Origin of the sequence: Microbacterium trichothecenolyticum (assembly GCF_000956465.1) — a bacterium.
In the GTDB taxonomy this organism is placed as follows: Bacteria; Actinomycetota; Actinomycetes; order Actinomycetales; family Microbacteriaceae; genus Microbacterium; species Microbacterium trichothecenolyticum.
In genome coordinates, this window is the sequence record NZ_JYJA01000039.1 from 169,497 (window position 1) to 183,888 (window position 14,392).

Here is a 14,392-nt window from a genome sequence, read left to right on the forward strand (position 1 = left end):
GGCGGCGGGCAGGCCGCCGTCACCGCGAGGGGTCGCTGAGCTCGACGATGGTGTCGTTGATGTCGGCGGCATCGGCGAGCCAGAGGTCGGCGAACCGCTGCGCGAGCGCTCCTTCGAGTCCGTCCAGGCTCTTCACACGGAAGATCACGGATGCCGCGGCCGGCTGCTTCCCGGAATCCCGGGCGTCCTTCGCGAAGCCCTGCGCGACGGCGCGGGCCCATGCCTCGGTCGCCGCCTTCACCGCGGCGTAGTTGGCGCCTCCGGCGAGCGGACGCGCCACGGCCGTGGACGACACCACGGCGAGCCTGCCCGCCTCGGAGGCCCGCAGATCGGCGTCGAACGCGCGGCTCACGTGGCGCAGCGCCGTGAGGGAGCCCTCGAGGAAGCGGAAGTCGGAGTCGGTCTGCCCCGCCAGGCCGCCTCCGCCGCGCCAGCCCCCCACCAGATGCAGCACCCCGTCGGCAGGTCCGTCCGTCGCGTGGACGCGCTCAGCCAGCGCCTCCACCTCGGTCTCGTCACCTAGCTCGCACACCTCGATGCGCACCGTCCCCGGTGCGCCGCCGGCGAGGGACGCGCGATCCGTCTCCAGGGAATCGACCAGGTCGCGCAGCTTGCCCGCGTCGCGCCCGACGGCCACCACGCGCGCGCCGGCGTCGCGAAGGACGCGTGCGGCGGTGAGGCCCGACGCGCTGGTCGCGCCGGCGATGATCACGAGTCTGTTCGAGACGCTCATGTCTCCACCCTTCCACGTCGCGAATGAGCGTTCTCGGCGAGCAGCGAAGCCCCGCCGAGAACGCTCCGTCGGTGTCAGGAATCCTGCCCGGTGATCCCGGCGGTCGACTCGATGACGGGCTTCATCTTCTTGTCGAGCGCCTCGAAGAACATCGACAGCGGGAACTCGTCGTCCATCACCGCGTCGGTATACCCCTTCGGGGCGCCGGCGAGGATCTCGTCGGAGAGACCCCGGGCCCACTGCGAGGCGGGGTTCGGCGTCAGGGTGCCGCGCACCAGATCGTAGGCGGCGAGCCAGTGCGCGGTCTTCGGCCGGTCGATGGAGCGCCAGTAGAGATCGTCGATCGCCTCGCCGAGCGCGATCACCGCGGCGGGCACGTCGTCCCAGTCGAAGGCGAGCGCGGTGTCCGTCCAGTGGAGCACGTCTCGCTGGTGCAACCACGCGAAGAGGAGCTGTCCGCCGAGTCCGTCGTAGTTGCGCACGCGCGAGCCCGTGATCGAGAACCGGAAGATGCGGTCGAAGATCACCGCGTACTGCACGAGCTTCGCGTGCTCGAGCATCTCGGCCTCGGCGGCATCGAGCGTGTCGCCCGCCTCGACCCGGGCCGCGAGGCGCTTCTCGATCGCGACGCATTCGCGGAACGCGGTGAGGTCGCAGCGCAGCTCTTCCAGCGAGTACAGGAAGTACGGCATCCGCTGCTTGATCATGAACGGGTCGAACGGCAGGTCGCCGCGCATGTGGGTGCGGTCGTGGATGATGTCCCACATCACGAACGTCTTCTCGGTGAGCTCCTGGTCGTCGAGCATGCGCGCGGCGTCGGCGGGGAGATCGAGCTTCGTGATGTCGGCGGCGGCACGCACGACGCGGCGGTAGCGTGCGGCCTCGCGGTCCTGGAAGATCGCGCCCCACGCGAAGGTCGGGATCTCGCGCATCGCGACGGTCTCGGGGAACAGCACCGCGGAGTTCGTGTCGTACCCGGGGGTGAAGTCGACGAACCGCAGCGACACGAACAGCTTGTTGCCGTAGTCGCCGGCCTCGAGCTGCGCGATGAACTCGGGCCAGATCACCTCGACGAGCACGGCCTCGACGTGGCGGTCGCGCGAGCCGTTCTGCGTGTACATCGGGAACACGACGAGATGACGGATGCCGTCGGCCCGCTGCTGCTGAGGCTGGAAGGCTGCGAGCGAATCGAGGAAATCCGGGACGCCGAAGCCCTGGTCCATCCAGCGTTCGAAGTCGCGCACCGACGCGGAGAGGTAGTCGGCATCGTGCGGGAAGGCGGGCGCGAGCGCGCGGATGCCGCCGGTGATCTCGGTCACCAGAGCGCGTGCCTCGGCGTGGGCGGCAGCATCCGGAATCGATCCGTCCTGCACCTGGAGGCTCTGGATCGCGGTCGCCGCGGCCTTGAGGCGCAACCAGGCGTCGCTGGTCTCTGCCGTGCGGGCGTCCTCGACGACCTCGGGTTCGCCGACGATCGCCTTCGACGTGTGAAGGGTGCTGCTGGACATGGTGAACCTCCGATCTTCGAGTGCGGTTTCCCTCCCGATTCTAGAGAAGTTCCCTTGGCTGCGTGATCAGGCAGGAAATTTTCCTGTCCACGCGGCTAGAGTCGAGCCATGCCCGCCCTGGATGACGCGATCGATGCCGCCATCGTGCGCGAGGTGTCGCAGGACGCCCGCGCCACTCTCGCCGACCTGTCGGCAGCCGTCGGACTGTCGGTGTCGGCCGTGCAGGCGCGGCTGCGCCGGCTCGAGAGCCGCGGCGTCATCACCGGCTACCGGACCCTCGTCGACGCCGAGGCCGTCGGAAAGCCGCTCGCGGCGTTCGTCGAGATCACGCCGCTCGACCCCGCCCAGCCCGACAACGCGCCCGAGCTCCTCGAGCACCTCAGCGAGATCGAGGCGTGCCACTCGATCGCGGGCGACGCGAGTTACATCCTGCTCGTGCGGGTCGCGACCCCGCGCCATCTGGAGTCGCTGATCCGCGACATCCGCGCCGCCGCGTCGGTCAACACCCGTACGACCGTCGTGCTCCAGACCTTCTACGAGAACCGCCCGATCCTCCCCGCCTGAGACCGGGCGACAGATCGCGGGCCTCGGCGCAAGCCCCGGTTCGGCCGATCCCGCTTCGGTACTCTCGCGACATGAACCTCAGGACACGCTCCGACGGCCGTGGTCTGCTCATCGTGCGGAACGCGCTGTCCGGCTCAGCGGTCATCCGGTCGGATCCCGCGGCGACCTTCGCCGAACGACTTCCGGCCGCAGAAATGCACGAGCTCGGCGAGGGCGAGGACCTCGCCGACGTCGTCGCGGCGGCGACGCGATCGGATCCCGCCCCCGACGTGCTCGGCGTCTACGGCGGCGACGGCTCGGTGTCGCGCATGGCGCACCTCGCACGGCAGCACGATCGCCCGCTGCTGGCGATGCCCGGCGGAACGTTCAACCATTTCGTCCGGGCGCTCGGTGTCGACAGCGTGGATATCGCGATCGATGCCTACGAGGCGGGTTCGACCGTCGACGTCGGCGTGGCCGAGGCGACCGCCGACTCCGATGACCCCATGACGGTTCTCAACGTGGTGTCGGTAGGCGCCTACCCGGAGCTCATCGAGGAGCGCGAGCGCCGCAGCAGCCTGGGCAAGTGGATCGGCGGCGCGGTCGCCACAGCGGTCGCGCTGCGGCGGGCCGAGCCGCTCACCATCGTGCGGGATGGCAGGCGAGCCCGGGTCTGGTCGGTCTTCGTGAGCGTCGGCCGCAACGATCCCGACCGTGTCGCCACGATGCAGCGGCAGGAGGCGGACGCCGGCGCGCTGGATGTGCGCATCCACCACGCGCGCGGATCCAAGGTCCGCGCCTTCGCGTCGCTCGCGTTCGGCAAGCGCTCCGCGGCCGTGATGCGCGCGGTGGGGCTGTACCCGCGCGACGCCGACATCGAGCGGTTCGTGGTGCGAGAGCTCGAGCTTCACGTGCGGCCCGAGCCGGGGCATCCGTCCGTCTTCGTCCATGACGGCGAGCTCGAGGAGCGCGCTCCCGGAGGCTTCACCCTGCGGTGCGTCGCCGTGCCGCGCGCCGTGACGGTGTTCGCCCCCGTCCCTCCTCCCGGTCGTTGAGCGGAGGGCGCTCCGGCGCCTCCAGACGAAACGTCCTCGCACCCGGCGCAGTGCGCGGGTGCGAGGACGTTTCGGCTCGCAAGCTCGCTCAACGAGCGAGGCTCGGCGTCAGTCGTGCTGGGGGAAGCCCAGGTTGATGCCGCCGTGCGAGGGGTCGAGCCACCGCGAGGTGATCGCCTTCTCGGCCGTGAAGAACTCGAATCCGTGCGGGCCGTACGCCTTCGCATCGCCGAACAGCGATGCCTTCCAGCCGCCGAACGAGTGGTACGCCACCGGGACGGGGATCGGCACGTTGATGCCGATCATCCCGACGGTCGCCTCGCGCTGGAAGCGGCGGGCAGCACCGCCGTCGTTCGTGAAGATCGCGGTGCCGTTGCCGTAGCGGCTCGAGTTGATGATGCCGAGGCCCTCCTCGTAGCCCTCGACACGCACGACCGACAGCACCGGTCCGAAGATCTCGTCGGTGTAGACCGTCGACGTCGTCGGCACGTTGTCGATCAGGGTCGGACCGAGCCAGAAGCCGTTCTCGTCGCCGTCGATCTCGACATCGCGTCCGTCGACCACGACCGAGGCGCCGTCGGCGTCCGCGACGTCGAGGTACGACGTCACCTTGTCGCGGTGCTGACCCGTGATGAGTGGGCCCATGTCGCAGCCGCGGGTGCCGTCGCCCACCTTGAGGCCTGCCATGCGCTCGGCGACCTTCGCCACGAACGCGTCGGCGACGGTGTCGACCGCCAGGACGACCGAGATCGCCATGCAGCGCTCGCCGGCCGAGCCGAAGCCGGCGTTCACGGCGGCGTCGGCGGCGAGGTCGAGGTCGGCGTCCGGGAGGACGAGCATGTGGTTCTTCGCGCCGCCGAGCGCCTGCACGCGCTTGCCGTGCGAGGTCGCGGTCTCGTAGACGTACTTGGCGATCGGGGTCGAGCCGACGAACGAGATCGCCCGCACGTCGGGGTGCTCGAGGAGCGCATCGACCGCCTCCTTGTCGCCGTGCACGACGTTGAAGACGCCGTCGGGGAGTCCTGCCTCGGTGAGCAGGCCCGCGAGCCAGTTCGCGGCGGTCGGGTCCTTCTCGGAGGGCTTGAGCACGACGGCGTTGCCGGCGGCGAGCGCGATCGAGAAGAACCACAGCGGCACCATGGCCGGGAAGTTGAACGGGCTGATGATGCCGACCACGCCCAGCGGCTGGCGCAGCGTGTACACGTCGATGCCGGTCGACACGTTCTCGGAGTACGCGCCCTTGGTCAGGTGCCCGAGACCGCACGCGAACTCGACGACCTCCATGCCGCGGGCGATCTCGCCGCGCGCGTCGGAGAGCACCTTGCCGTGTTCCGCGGTGAGGATCTCGGCGAGCTCCTCCTTGCGGGCATTGAGCAGCTCGCGGAACGCGAAGAGCACGCCCTGGCGCTTGGCGATCGAGGCGTCGCGCCACTGCAGCCACGCCGCGGACGCAGCATCCACCGCCTCTCCGACGTCTTCGCGCGACGCGAACCGCACCTCCTTCTGGACCGTCCCGAGTGCGGGGTTGAACACCTGGCCGGTGCGCTCGGATGCCCCGGCCCAGGGCGCGCCGTTGATCCAGTGGTCGAGAACCGCCGTCTCGGTGCGCGGCAGGGTGTCAGTCATCGTGTTCCTCCTTCGGAAGCCCTCCTCGTGAGAGGGCGTGCACGTGTCACGCGAGGTCGCCTTCGACTCTCGTCAAGGCTTCATCGTAGATCGACATCGCCTCCTGCACCTCCCCGTCGGTCACCACGCAGGGCGGCACGACGTGGATGCGGTTCTCCGCGGCGAAGGGCAGCAGGCCCCGCGAGGTGAGCTCCTTCTTGAGGCGTCCGATCACGTCGGCACCGACCGGCTCGCGGCTCTCGCGGTCGGTCACGAGGTCGAGGGCCCAGAACACGCCCTCGCCCCGCACCTCGCCGATGAGCGGATGCTTCTCCGCCAGCGCCGCGAGCCCGGGCCCGATCGCGTCCTCGCCGACGCGGCGCGCGTTGTCGACGATGCCCTCCGACTCCATCGCGTCGATGGCGGCGATGATGGATGCCGCGGCCAGGGGATGACCGGAGTACGTGAGTCCGCCGGGGAAGACGCGGTCGTCGAACGTCGCCGAGATCTCGGGTGAGATGATCACGCCGCCGACCGGCACGTACCCCGAGTTCACGCCCTTCGCGAAGGTGATGAGGTCGGGCACGACGTCGTAGCCCTGGAACGCGAACCAGCGGCCGGTGCGACCGAACCCCGCCATGACCTCGTCGAGGATCAGGACGATCCCGTACTTGTCGGCCAGCGCCCGCACGCCCGCGAGGTAGCCCGGCGGCGGCAGCATGATGCCGGCCGTGCCGGGGATCGACTCGAGCAGCAGTGCCGCGATCGCGGACGGCCCCTCGGACTGGATGACGCGTTCGAGGTGCTGCAGCGCCCGCTCGGACTCCTCCTCGGGGGTCGTCGCCCAGAACTCGGTGCGATAGAGGAACGGCCCGAAGAAGTGCACGTGTCCGCGGGCGAACTGGTTCGGCATCCGGCGCCAGTCGCCCGTCGCGACGATCGCCGCACCGGTGTTGCCGTGGTACGAGCGATACGTCGACAGCACCGTGTCGCGACCGGTGTGAAGCCGGGCCATCCGGATGGCGTTCTCGATCGCGTCGGCGCCGCCGTTGGTGAAGAACACCTTCGCGAACCCGTCGGGAGCCTTGTCGAGGATGCGCTGCGCTGCGCGTCCGCGGGCGAGATTCGCGGTGGCGGGGCCGATCGTGGCGAGCTCGTCGGCCTGCTCGCGGATGGCGGCGACGACAGCAGGATGCTGATGCCCGATGTTCACGTTGACCAGCTGGCTCGAGAAGTCGAGCATGCGATTGCCGGCATGGTCCCACACGACGGCGCCCGAGCCGCCGGCGATCACAGGGAGGTCAAGGCCCGCCTGCGCGGACCACGAGTGGAACACATACTCGCGATCCAGGTCTTTCGCGAGGGCGTCGAGGTCTTCGGTCATGCGGCCACGCTTCCCTTTCTCCGTCGGCGGGTCAAGGGCGTTTCGTCTCGCTTCGCCCGCTCAACGCCCGAGAACACCGGTCGTTGAGCGGGCGAGGAACGAGCGAGACGAAACGCGCTCTGATCTACTGGCCGCCCTCGGTGAGGGTGACCTCGATCGGCGTGTATTCGCCGGCGACCTCGACGCCCTCGTCCTTCAGCGCGGCCAGCGCCTTCTCGATGTACTCGTTCGAGTAGGCCGAGGCGGCGGGTTCGGTCGTGATGAGCTCGAGGTCGTCCTGGTTCTTCGCCGACAGCGCGCCCGCGACCGTCTTGTCCCACGCGGCCTTGTCGACCAGGCCGAAGTCGGCGCCCGTCCAGATGAGCTTGTTGACCTCGTTCATCTGCCACTGCTGGTGCACCGGGCCGACGGGGAACGCCGCCTCGGCGTTGGAGGCGATGTCGTAGACGATCGACGCGGCCTCCTCGGGATTGTCGCGCGCGAAGATCCAGCCCTTGGTGACGGCCTTGAGGAACCGCACGGCGGCGTCGGCGTACGCCGGGTCGTCCTCGAGGCGCTGCGTGTCGGCCCAGATGGCGTCCTGCAGCATGGCCCCGTCGGTCTCCTCGTACGAGATGACATCGAAGTCCTCGGGCTGGTAGAGCTCCCCGGTGGCGGGGTTCACGACCTCGAGGATCTGCGCCCACTCGTTGTACGTCATCGCCTGGGCGGCGTCCACGTCCCTGTCCAGGAGGGCGTTCATGGAGAAGTCCTGCGTGGTGATCGACACCGTGGTCGAGTCGAGGTCCTCCGCGGCCATCGCCGCGAAGATCTCCCACTCGTTGCCGAACCCCCACGAGCCGATCCGCTTGCCCTCGAAGTCCGCGACCGATTCGATGCCGTCGCCCTTCCACGACACCTGCAGCGTGCCGGACTTCTGGAACACCTGTGCGATGTCGGTGAGCTCGACGCCGGTGGCCTCGAGTGTGCCGAGCACCTTGGGAACCCACGCGATGGCGAAGTCGACGTCGCCGGCGACGAGCGCGTCCTGTGGCACGATGTCGCCGCCCGACGGGACGATCTCGACCTCGTCGAAGCCCTCCTCCTCGAAGTAGCCCTTCTCCTGGGCGACGTAGTACCCCGCGAACTGCGCCTGCGGCAGCCACTGCAGCTGCAGCTTGATCGACGTGAGCGGCTCGAAGTCCTCGCTCCCGCCGCCCCCGTCGTCGGCGGAGTCACCGGAACCGGCGCACGCCGCGAGCGCGAGTGCCGCGACGGTGAACACGGATGCTGCGGCCAGGCCGCGTCTGATGCTGTGTCTCATTGCGTTCCTTTCGTGTGGTGCGTTGTCTTCCCTCGGTTTCGGGACTCTTCAGGCCGACGACCGCCTCGTCGCGAGCCGCTCCAGGAGCGAGGTGACGAGGAAGAACACGAGGCCGATGATGATGCCGCCCAGCACGTACGCCCACGCCAGTGCGGCGCGGCCGGATTTCGCGTAGGTGGCGATCGCCGTGCCGATGCCGTCGGCGGGGCCGCCGAAGTACTCGGCCACGAGCGCGGCGATCACGGCGAGCGAGCTCGCGATGCGCAGGCCCGTCATGAGGTACGGCAGCGCCGTCGGAAGCGTCAGCACGCGGAAGGTCTGCCAGCTTGAGGCCGCCGAGGCGCGGAGGAGGTCGCGGTGCACCGGGCGGGTCTGCCTGAGCCCTCGCAGCACGTTGACGAACACCGGGATGAAGGCCGCGATCGTCGCCACTGCCTGGCGCCCGAACTGGCTGGAAGCGCCGAACATCGTGTTGAGGATCGGCGTAACCGCGACGATCGGGATCACGGCCAGTGCCGACACGAGGGGTGCGAGCATGCCGTCGACGGGCTTGGCGGCCGCGGCGAGACCGGCGAAGAGCAGCGCGAGGAGCGAGCCGACGACGAGGCCGATCAGCGCATTCGTGGCCGTGATCTTCATGTCGTCGAGGATGATCGGGAAGCGCCGCACGAACTCCTCGGCGATCGCGATGGGGCTCGGCAGCATGCGTGGCGCGGTGCCGAGAACGTCGACCCAGAAGATCCAGATCGCGAGGATCAGGATGCCGACCACGATGGGCGCCACCCACTTCAGCCAGCCCGGAAGCTCGCGTTCTGCCGGCATCGGCCGCGGCGCGTTGCCGGACGGCTCCGGTGGAGCCGGGAGCATCGTGGTCGCAGCATCCGCATCGGTCATGATTCGCTCGCCCTCGTGACCGGAGTGCCGTGCAGCGCCTCTCGGACCGCGGTGACGCGGTCGAAGAACCCGGTGGATTCGCGTAAGGCCTCGTCGCGTACATCGCCGAGGCCCGTCTCGATGACGTCGGTGATGCGGCCAGGTCGAGGGCTCATCACCACGACGCGGTCGGACAGGAACACCGCCTCGGGGATGGAGTGGGTCACGAACACCACGGCGGCGGAGGTCTCGGCGGCGATGCGCGTGAGTTCGGACTGCAGGCGCTCGCGCGTCATCTCGTCGAGCGCGCCGAACGGCTCGTCCATGAGGAGCAGCTTCGGCCGTGCGGCAAGCGCCCGCGCGATCGCGACGCGCTGCTGCATGCCGCCGGAGAGCTGATCGGGGTAGCGGTCGACGAAGTCCGAGAGGCCGACGAGCTCCGCGAGCTCCGCGATGCGTGCGGCCCGGTCCGCCTTGCCGGTGCCGTGGAGTTCGAGGGGGAGCCCGATGTTCGCTCCGACGGTACGCCAGGGGAGGAGTCCGGCCTGCTGGAACGCGATGCCGTAGTCCTGGTCGATGCGGGCGCGCTTGGCGGGCTTGCCGAAGATCTCGAGGGTGCCGCTCGTCGCCTGGTCGAGGTCGGCGATGAGTCGCAGCAGGGTCGACTTGCCGCAGCCCGACGGACCGATGAGCGACACGAATTCTCCGGCCGAGACCTCGAGCTCGACGTCGGTCAGCGCGACGACCTCCCCGGTCTTCGTCGGGAAGACCTTCCCGACGCCGGCGGCATGGACTGCGAGCTCCGTCATGCGGTCGCTTCTCCTCTGCGGTAGTTGGCGAGTCCGAGGCCGATGAGGGCGACGGAGCCGGCGGCGATGAGGCCGAGTGCGATCGAGCCGAAGGTGGGACCCCACGGCGCCGCGGGGTCCGACGAGGCCTGGCCCGCGAGCTGGATGAGCATGCGGCCGATGCCTCCGCGCATGCCGATCGACACCTCGGCGACGACGGCGCCGAGCACCGCGTTCGCGGCCGCGAGCCGGAGCGCCGGCAGCAGGTGGGGAACTGCGGCGGGAAGGCGCAGCCGGAGCAGGGTCGCCCAGTAGCCGGCGGCGTAGCTGTTCATGAGGTCGAGGTGGATGCGGTCCGGCGACGCGAGTCCGCGCAGCACGCCGACCGCGACCGGGAAGAAGGCGAGGTACGACGCGATGACCGCGACCGACAGCCACTGCGGCCAGGTGCCGCCGCCGCGGTCGATCTGGTTGCCGATCGCGTTGACGACGGGCGCGAAGGCGATGAGCGGCACGATCTGGCTCACCACGATCCAAGGGAGAAGCCCCCACTCCAGCAACCGCCAGCGCTGCATCACAAGACCCAGCACCGCGCCCACGGCGACGCCGATCAGCCACCCGACGGCGGCGATCCCGAGCGTCACGAGCGCCGCACCCGCCACCGAGACCCACAGCGGTGGGGTGTCGCCGCCGCTGGTCGGGGCGAACAGGCGCGCGGCCATGTCCCACACGTGCGGCATCGCGCGGTCGTGCGTGCGGGGTAGGAGCATGACACCCGAGCCGGATTCTCCCGGCACCGCGCCGACGATGAAGCCTTCGCTCGGCCCGGCGAACTTGTACAGCTCCCACAGCACGAGGACGGCGAGCACCCCGAGGGCGCCCCATCCCGCCGCGATCCATCCCCGCAGCTCGCCCTGTCGTCGGGCCGACCAGCCGACGGGCCTCATGCGGCCGTCACTTCTTCGCCGTCACGTGCGTCTGCAGTGCGGGGATGACGGTCTCGCCGTAGACGCGGAGGGTCTCCTCCTTGTTGTCGTGCTGAAGGTACCCGGCGAACTGGGTCACACCCAGCTCGCGCAGCTGCTCGAGCTTCGCGATGTGCTCGGACGCCGTCCCGAGGATGCAGAACCGGTCCACGATGTCGTCCGGAACGAAGTCGACATGGTCGTTGTCCGCTTTGCCGTGGGTGTTGTAGTCGTAACCCTGGCGTCGCTCGATGTAGTCGGTGAGCGCCTCGGGCACCCCCTCGCCATGATGGCCGTACTTCGCCACGATGTCGGCGACATGGTTGCCGACCATTCCGCCGAACCAGCGGCACTGCTCGCGCATGTGGTCCCAGTCGTCGCCGATGTACATCGGCGCCGCCACGCAGAATGCCAGCGAGTCGGGGTCTCGGCCGGCGGCGGCCGCGGCATCCTTCACCGTCTTGATCATCCAGGCGGCGATGTCGACGTCCGCGAGCTGCAGGATGAAGCCGTCCCCCACCTCTCCGGTGAGCTTGAGCGCCATCGGCCCGTACGCCGCGACCCACACGTCCAGCTCGGAGCCGCGGCTCCACGGGAACTGCAGCGTCGCCCCCTTGTACTCGACCTGCCGGGAGTTCGCGAGCTCGCGGATCACGTGGATCGACTCGCGCAGCTCGGCCATCGTCGTGGGTGCGCCGTTCGTCACCCGCACCGCCGAGTCGCCGCGGCCGATGCCGCAGATCGTGCGGTTGCCGTACATCTCGTTGAGCGTGGCGAAGACGGATGCCGTCACCGTCCAGTCCCTCGTCGCCGGGTTGGTCACGAACGGCCCCACGGTGACCCGCTTGGTCTCGGCGAGGATCGCGGAGTGGATGACGTACGGCTCCTGCCACAGCAGGTGCGAGTCGAAGGTCCACACATGACTGAAGCCGTGCGCTTCGGCGAGCTTCGCGAGCTGCACCGTCCGCGCCGCAGGCGGATTGGTCTGGAGGACGACACCGAAATCCATCTGGGACCCCTTAGATCAGGTACTGGCTGAGGCCGCGCTTGAGGAACCGGCCGTCGCCCTTGGCGCCGAGGTACTGGCCGTCGTCGACCACGACCTTGCCGCGCGAGATGACGGTGTCGACGTGCCCGTCGATCTCGTAGCCCTCCCACGCGGAGTGGTCCATGTTCATGTGGTGCGTGCGGCCCTCGCCGAAGCCGATGGACGTGTGTCCGTTCGGGTCGTAGACCACGACGTCGCCGTCGGCGCCGGGCTGGATGACGCCCTTGCGGCCGTACAGGCCGAACATGCGCGCCGGCGTGGTCGAGGTGAGCTCGACCCAGCGCTCCAGCGTGATCTTTCCGGTCACCACGCCCTGGTACATGAGGTCCATGCGGTGCTCGACCGAGCCGATGCCGTTCGGGATCGCGCGGAAGTCGTCGAGGCCGAGGTCCTTCTGACCCTTCATGCAGAACGGGCAGTGGTCGGTCGACACCATCTGGATGTCGTTGGTGCGCAGCGCCTGCCACATGTGGTGCTGGTGCCCCTCCTGCCGCGAGCGCAACGGCGTCGAGCACACCCACTTGGCGCCCTCGAACTGCCCCCACTCCTCGCTGAACGCACCCAGCTGCTCCTCGAGCGACAGGTACAGGTACTGCGGACACGTCTCGCCGAACACGTTCCAGCCCTGATCGCGTGCCCAGGCGAGCTGCTCCACGGCCTGCTTCGCGCTCACGTGCACGACGTACAGCGGGGCGCCGGTGAGGTTCGCGAGCATGATCGCGCGGTGCGTGGCCTCCTCCTCCATCTGCCACGCGCGGGCGATGCCGTGGTAGTACGGCGCCTTCTTGCCGGCCTCGGCGAGCTGCGCCGCCAGCACGTCGATCGCCGGGCCGTTCTCGGCGTGCATCATCGTGAGAAGTCCGGTCTCCTGCGAGACCTGCATCGCCTTCAGCACCTGGGCGTCGTCGGAGTAGAAGACGCCCGGATAGGCCATGAAGAGCTTGAAGCTGGACACCCCCTCGTCGACGAGACCGCGCATCGCGGCGAGCGAGTCGTCGTCGACGCCGCCGACGATCTGGTGGAAGCCGTAGTCGATCGCGCAGTTGCCCGCCGCCTTCTCGTGCCAGGCGGCCAGGCCGTCCTGCACGCGCTCGCCGTAGCGCTGCACGGCGAAGTCGATGATCGACGTCGTGCCGCCCCATGCGGCCGCCCGCGTGCCGGTCTCGAACGTATCGGACGCGTTGGTGCCGCCGAACGGAAGCTCCATGTGGGTGTGCGCGTCGATGCCCCCCGGGATCACGTACTTGCCGGTCGCGTCGATGACGGTGTCGACGGACGCTGCGACATCCGTTCCGAGAAGCTGCGAGCCGGGCGCGAGCACCGCGGCGATCGTCTCGCCGTCGATGAGCACGTCGGCCTCGCCGCGGCCGGTCGCCGAGACGACGGTGCCGCCCTTGATGAGTGTGGTGGTCATGTCTGTCCTCCCGCCTCAGGGCTTCGCGATCCGGGTGTACGAGTCGGGTCGGCGGTCGCGGTAGAACTGCCAGTCGTCGCGCATCTCGCGCACCATCTCCATGTCGAGGTCGCGTACGAGCAGCTCCTCGTGCTCGCCCGAGCCGCGCTCGCCGACGAAGTTGCCGCGCGGGTCGATCACCTGGCTCGTGCCGTAGAAGTCGACGGCCAGGTCGCCGTACTCGTTGTCCTCGCGGCCGACGCGGTTGGGCTGCAGCACGAAGTAGCCGTTGGCGACAGCCGCGGCGGGCCCCTCGACCTCCCACAGCCGATTCGAGAGCCCGGGCTTGGTCGCGTTCGGGTTGAACACGATGTGCGCGTCGCCGAGGCCGAGCTCGCGCCACCCCTCGGGGAAGTGGCGGTCGTAGCAGATGTACATGCCGACCCGTCCGACGGCGGTGTCGAACACCGGGTAGCCGAGGTTGCCGGGGCGGAAGTAGAACTTCTCCCAGAACCGATCGAGGTGGGGGAGGTGGTGCTTGCGGTACTTGCCGAGGATCGTCCCGTCGGCGTCCACCAGCACCGACGTGTTGTAGTAGACGCCGGTCTCCGCCTCCTCGTAGATCGGCAGCACGGTCACGATCCCGAGCTCCTTGGCCAGGGCGGCGAAGCGCTGCACGATCGGCCCCTCCGACGACTCCGCGAAGCGGTAGTACTTCTTGTCCTGCGTGATCCCGAAGTACGGGCCGTAGAACAGCTCCTGGAAGCACACCACCTGGGCACCCTGGCTCGCGGCATCCCGCGCGAAGCCTTCGTGCTTGTCGAGCATCGACTCCTTGTCGCCCGTCCAGGTGGTCTGCGAAATCGCCGCGCGTACCGTCGTCATCGTCTCTCCGTTCGTGAACCGGCTGGTGCCGTGCTCGTCCGTCCCTCGGGCGGGTCGGGCGGGGTCCGATCGATGGAGCAGCCCCGCTTCCCGATCCTGGCGATCCGACGTTTCCCGTCGGTTTCGGCCTGTGACGCGACAGTAAAGCCTCGCCCGGTGCGGCGCAATGGTCGGTCCAGCCGACCTTATGGGTCCGGTGCGCCGAATCCCCGGCAACCGGTGCGTACATCGCTCGGCGGATGCCGCGCGGCCGCGCTTACAGCGCACGACGGATGCCGCGGCCGGGCGTGCTCGCGTAGCGTGAGACGG

13 protein-coding genes are annotated in these 14,392 nt (G+C 69.3%); 2 read left to right on the forward strand and 11 right to left on the reverse strand.

All coding sequences use genetic code 11. The features are described from left to right. Nucleotides 1–19: 19 nt before the first annotated feature. Nucleotides 20–733, reverse strand: a complete 714-nt coding sequence (locus RS82_RS16440; protein WP_045301392.1) for an SDR family NAD(P)-dependent oxidoreductase — start codon at nucleotides 731–733, stop codon at nucleotides 20–22. Between the two features lie 74 nt (nucleotides 734–807). After that, nucleotides 808–2,241, reverse strand: coding sequence for a DUF6421 family protein (locus tag RS82_RS16445; RefSeq protein WP_045301394.1), 1,434 nt, complete (start codon nucleotides 2,239–2,241; stop codon nucleotides 808–810). Nucleotides 2,242–2,349: 108 nt separating this feature from the next. On the opposite strand from RS82_RS16445, the gene RS82_RS16450 reads away from it, so the two are divergent. After that, nucleotides 2,350–2,805, forward strand: coding sequence for an Lrp/AsnC family transcriptional regulator (locus tag RS82_RS16450; RefSeq protein ID WP_084695713.1), 456 nt, complete (start codon nucleotides 2,350–2,352; stop codon nucleotides 2,803–2,805). 71 nt (nucleotides 2,806–2,876) lie between these two features. After that, the gene (locus RS82_RS16455) at nucleotides 2,877–3,839 is read left to right on the forward strand and encodes a diacylglycerol/lipid kinase family protein (RefSeq protein WP_045301396.1); all 963 of its coding nucleotides are present in this window, start codon (nucleotides 2,877–2,879) and stop codon (nucleotides 3,837–3,839) included. 108 nt (nucleotides 3,840–3,947) lie between these two features. Here the strand turns inward: RS82_RS16455 and RS82_RS16460 are convergent, their stop codons facing one another. The 9 genes from RS82_RS16460 to RS82_RS16500 all read right to left on the reverse strand — a co-directional run bounded on the left by RS82_RS16460 (nucleotide 3,948) and on the right by RS82_RS16500 (nucleotide 14,083). Beyond that, nucleotides 3,948–5,465, reverse strand: coding sequence for a CoA-acylating methylmalonate-semialdehyde dehydrogenase (locus RS82_RS16460; protein WP_045301398.1), 1,518 nt, complete (start codon nucleotides 5,463–5,465; stop codon nucleotides 3,948–3,950). 46 nt (nucleotides 5,466–5,511) lie between these two features. Continuing rightward, on the reverse strand, nucleotides 5,512–6,828 hold the full coding sequence (locus RS82_RS16465; RefSeq protein WP_045301400.1) for an aspartate aminotransferase family protein: 1,317 nt from the start codon (nucleotides 6,826–6,828) through the stop codon (nucleotides 5,512–5,514). 124 nt (nucleotides 6,829–6,952) lie between these two features. Next, nucleotides 6,953–8,131, reverse strand: a complete 1,179-nt coding sequence (locus RS82_RS16470) for an ABC transporter substrate-binding protein (protein ID WP_045301402.1) — start codon at nucleotides 8,129–8,131, stop codon at nucleotides 6,953–6,955. 48 nt (nucleotides 8,132–8,179) lie between these two features. After that, the gene (locus RS82_RS16475; RefSeq protein ID WP_084695714.1) at nucleotides 8,180–9,025 is read right to left on the reverse strand and encodes an ABC transporter permease; all 846 of its coding nucleotides are present in this window, start codon (nucleotides 9,023–9,025) and stop codon (nucleotides 8,180–8,182) included. Beyond that, nucleotides 9,022–9,813: an ABC transporter ATP-binding protein gene (locus RS82_RS16480; protein ID WP_045301405.1), complete on the reverse strand. Its 792-nt coding sequence runs from the start codon at nucleotides 9,811–9,813 to the stop codon at nucleotides 9,022–9,024. Before RS82_RS16480 ends, RS82_RS16475 begins: the two co-directional genes overlap by 4 nt. Next, nucleotides 9,810–10,739 carry an ABC transporter permease gene (locus RS82_RS16485; protein WP_045301407.1) on the reverse strand — a complete coding sequence of 310 codons (930 nt, stop codon included), beginning with the start codon at nucleotides 10,737–10,739 and terminating at the stop codon, nucleotides 9,810–9,812. Before RS82_RS16485 ends, RS82_RS16480 begins: the two co-directional genes overlap by 4 nt. Before the next feature lie 7 nt (nucleotides 10,740–10,746). Next, complete coding sequence (locus tag RS82_RS16490; RefSeq protein ID WP_045301409.1) at nucleotides 10,747–11,766, reverse strand: TIGR03842 family LLM class F420-dependent oxidoreductase; 1,020 nt, start codon at nucleotides 11,764–11,766, stop codon at nucleotides 10,747–10,749. Nucleotides 11,767–11,776: 10 nt separating this feature from the next. Next, on the reverse strand, nucleotides 11,777–13,219 hold the full coding sequence (gene hydA, locus RS82_RS16495; RefSeq protein WP_045301411.1) for a dihydropyrimidinase: 1,443 nt from the start codon (nucleotides 13,217–13,219) through the stop codon (nucleotides 11,777–11,779). 15 nt (nucleotides 13,220–13,234) lie between these two features. Then, the gene (locus RS82_RS16500; protein ID WP_045301413.1) at nucleotides 13,235–14,083 is read right to left on the reverse strand and encodes a nitrilase-related carbon-nitrogen hydrolase; all 849 of its coding nucleotides are present in this window, start codon (nucleotides 14,081–14,083) and stop codon (nucleotides 13,235–13,237) included. Nucleotides 14,084–14,392: the final 309 nt, after the last annotated feature.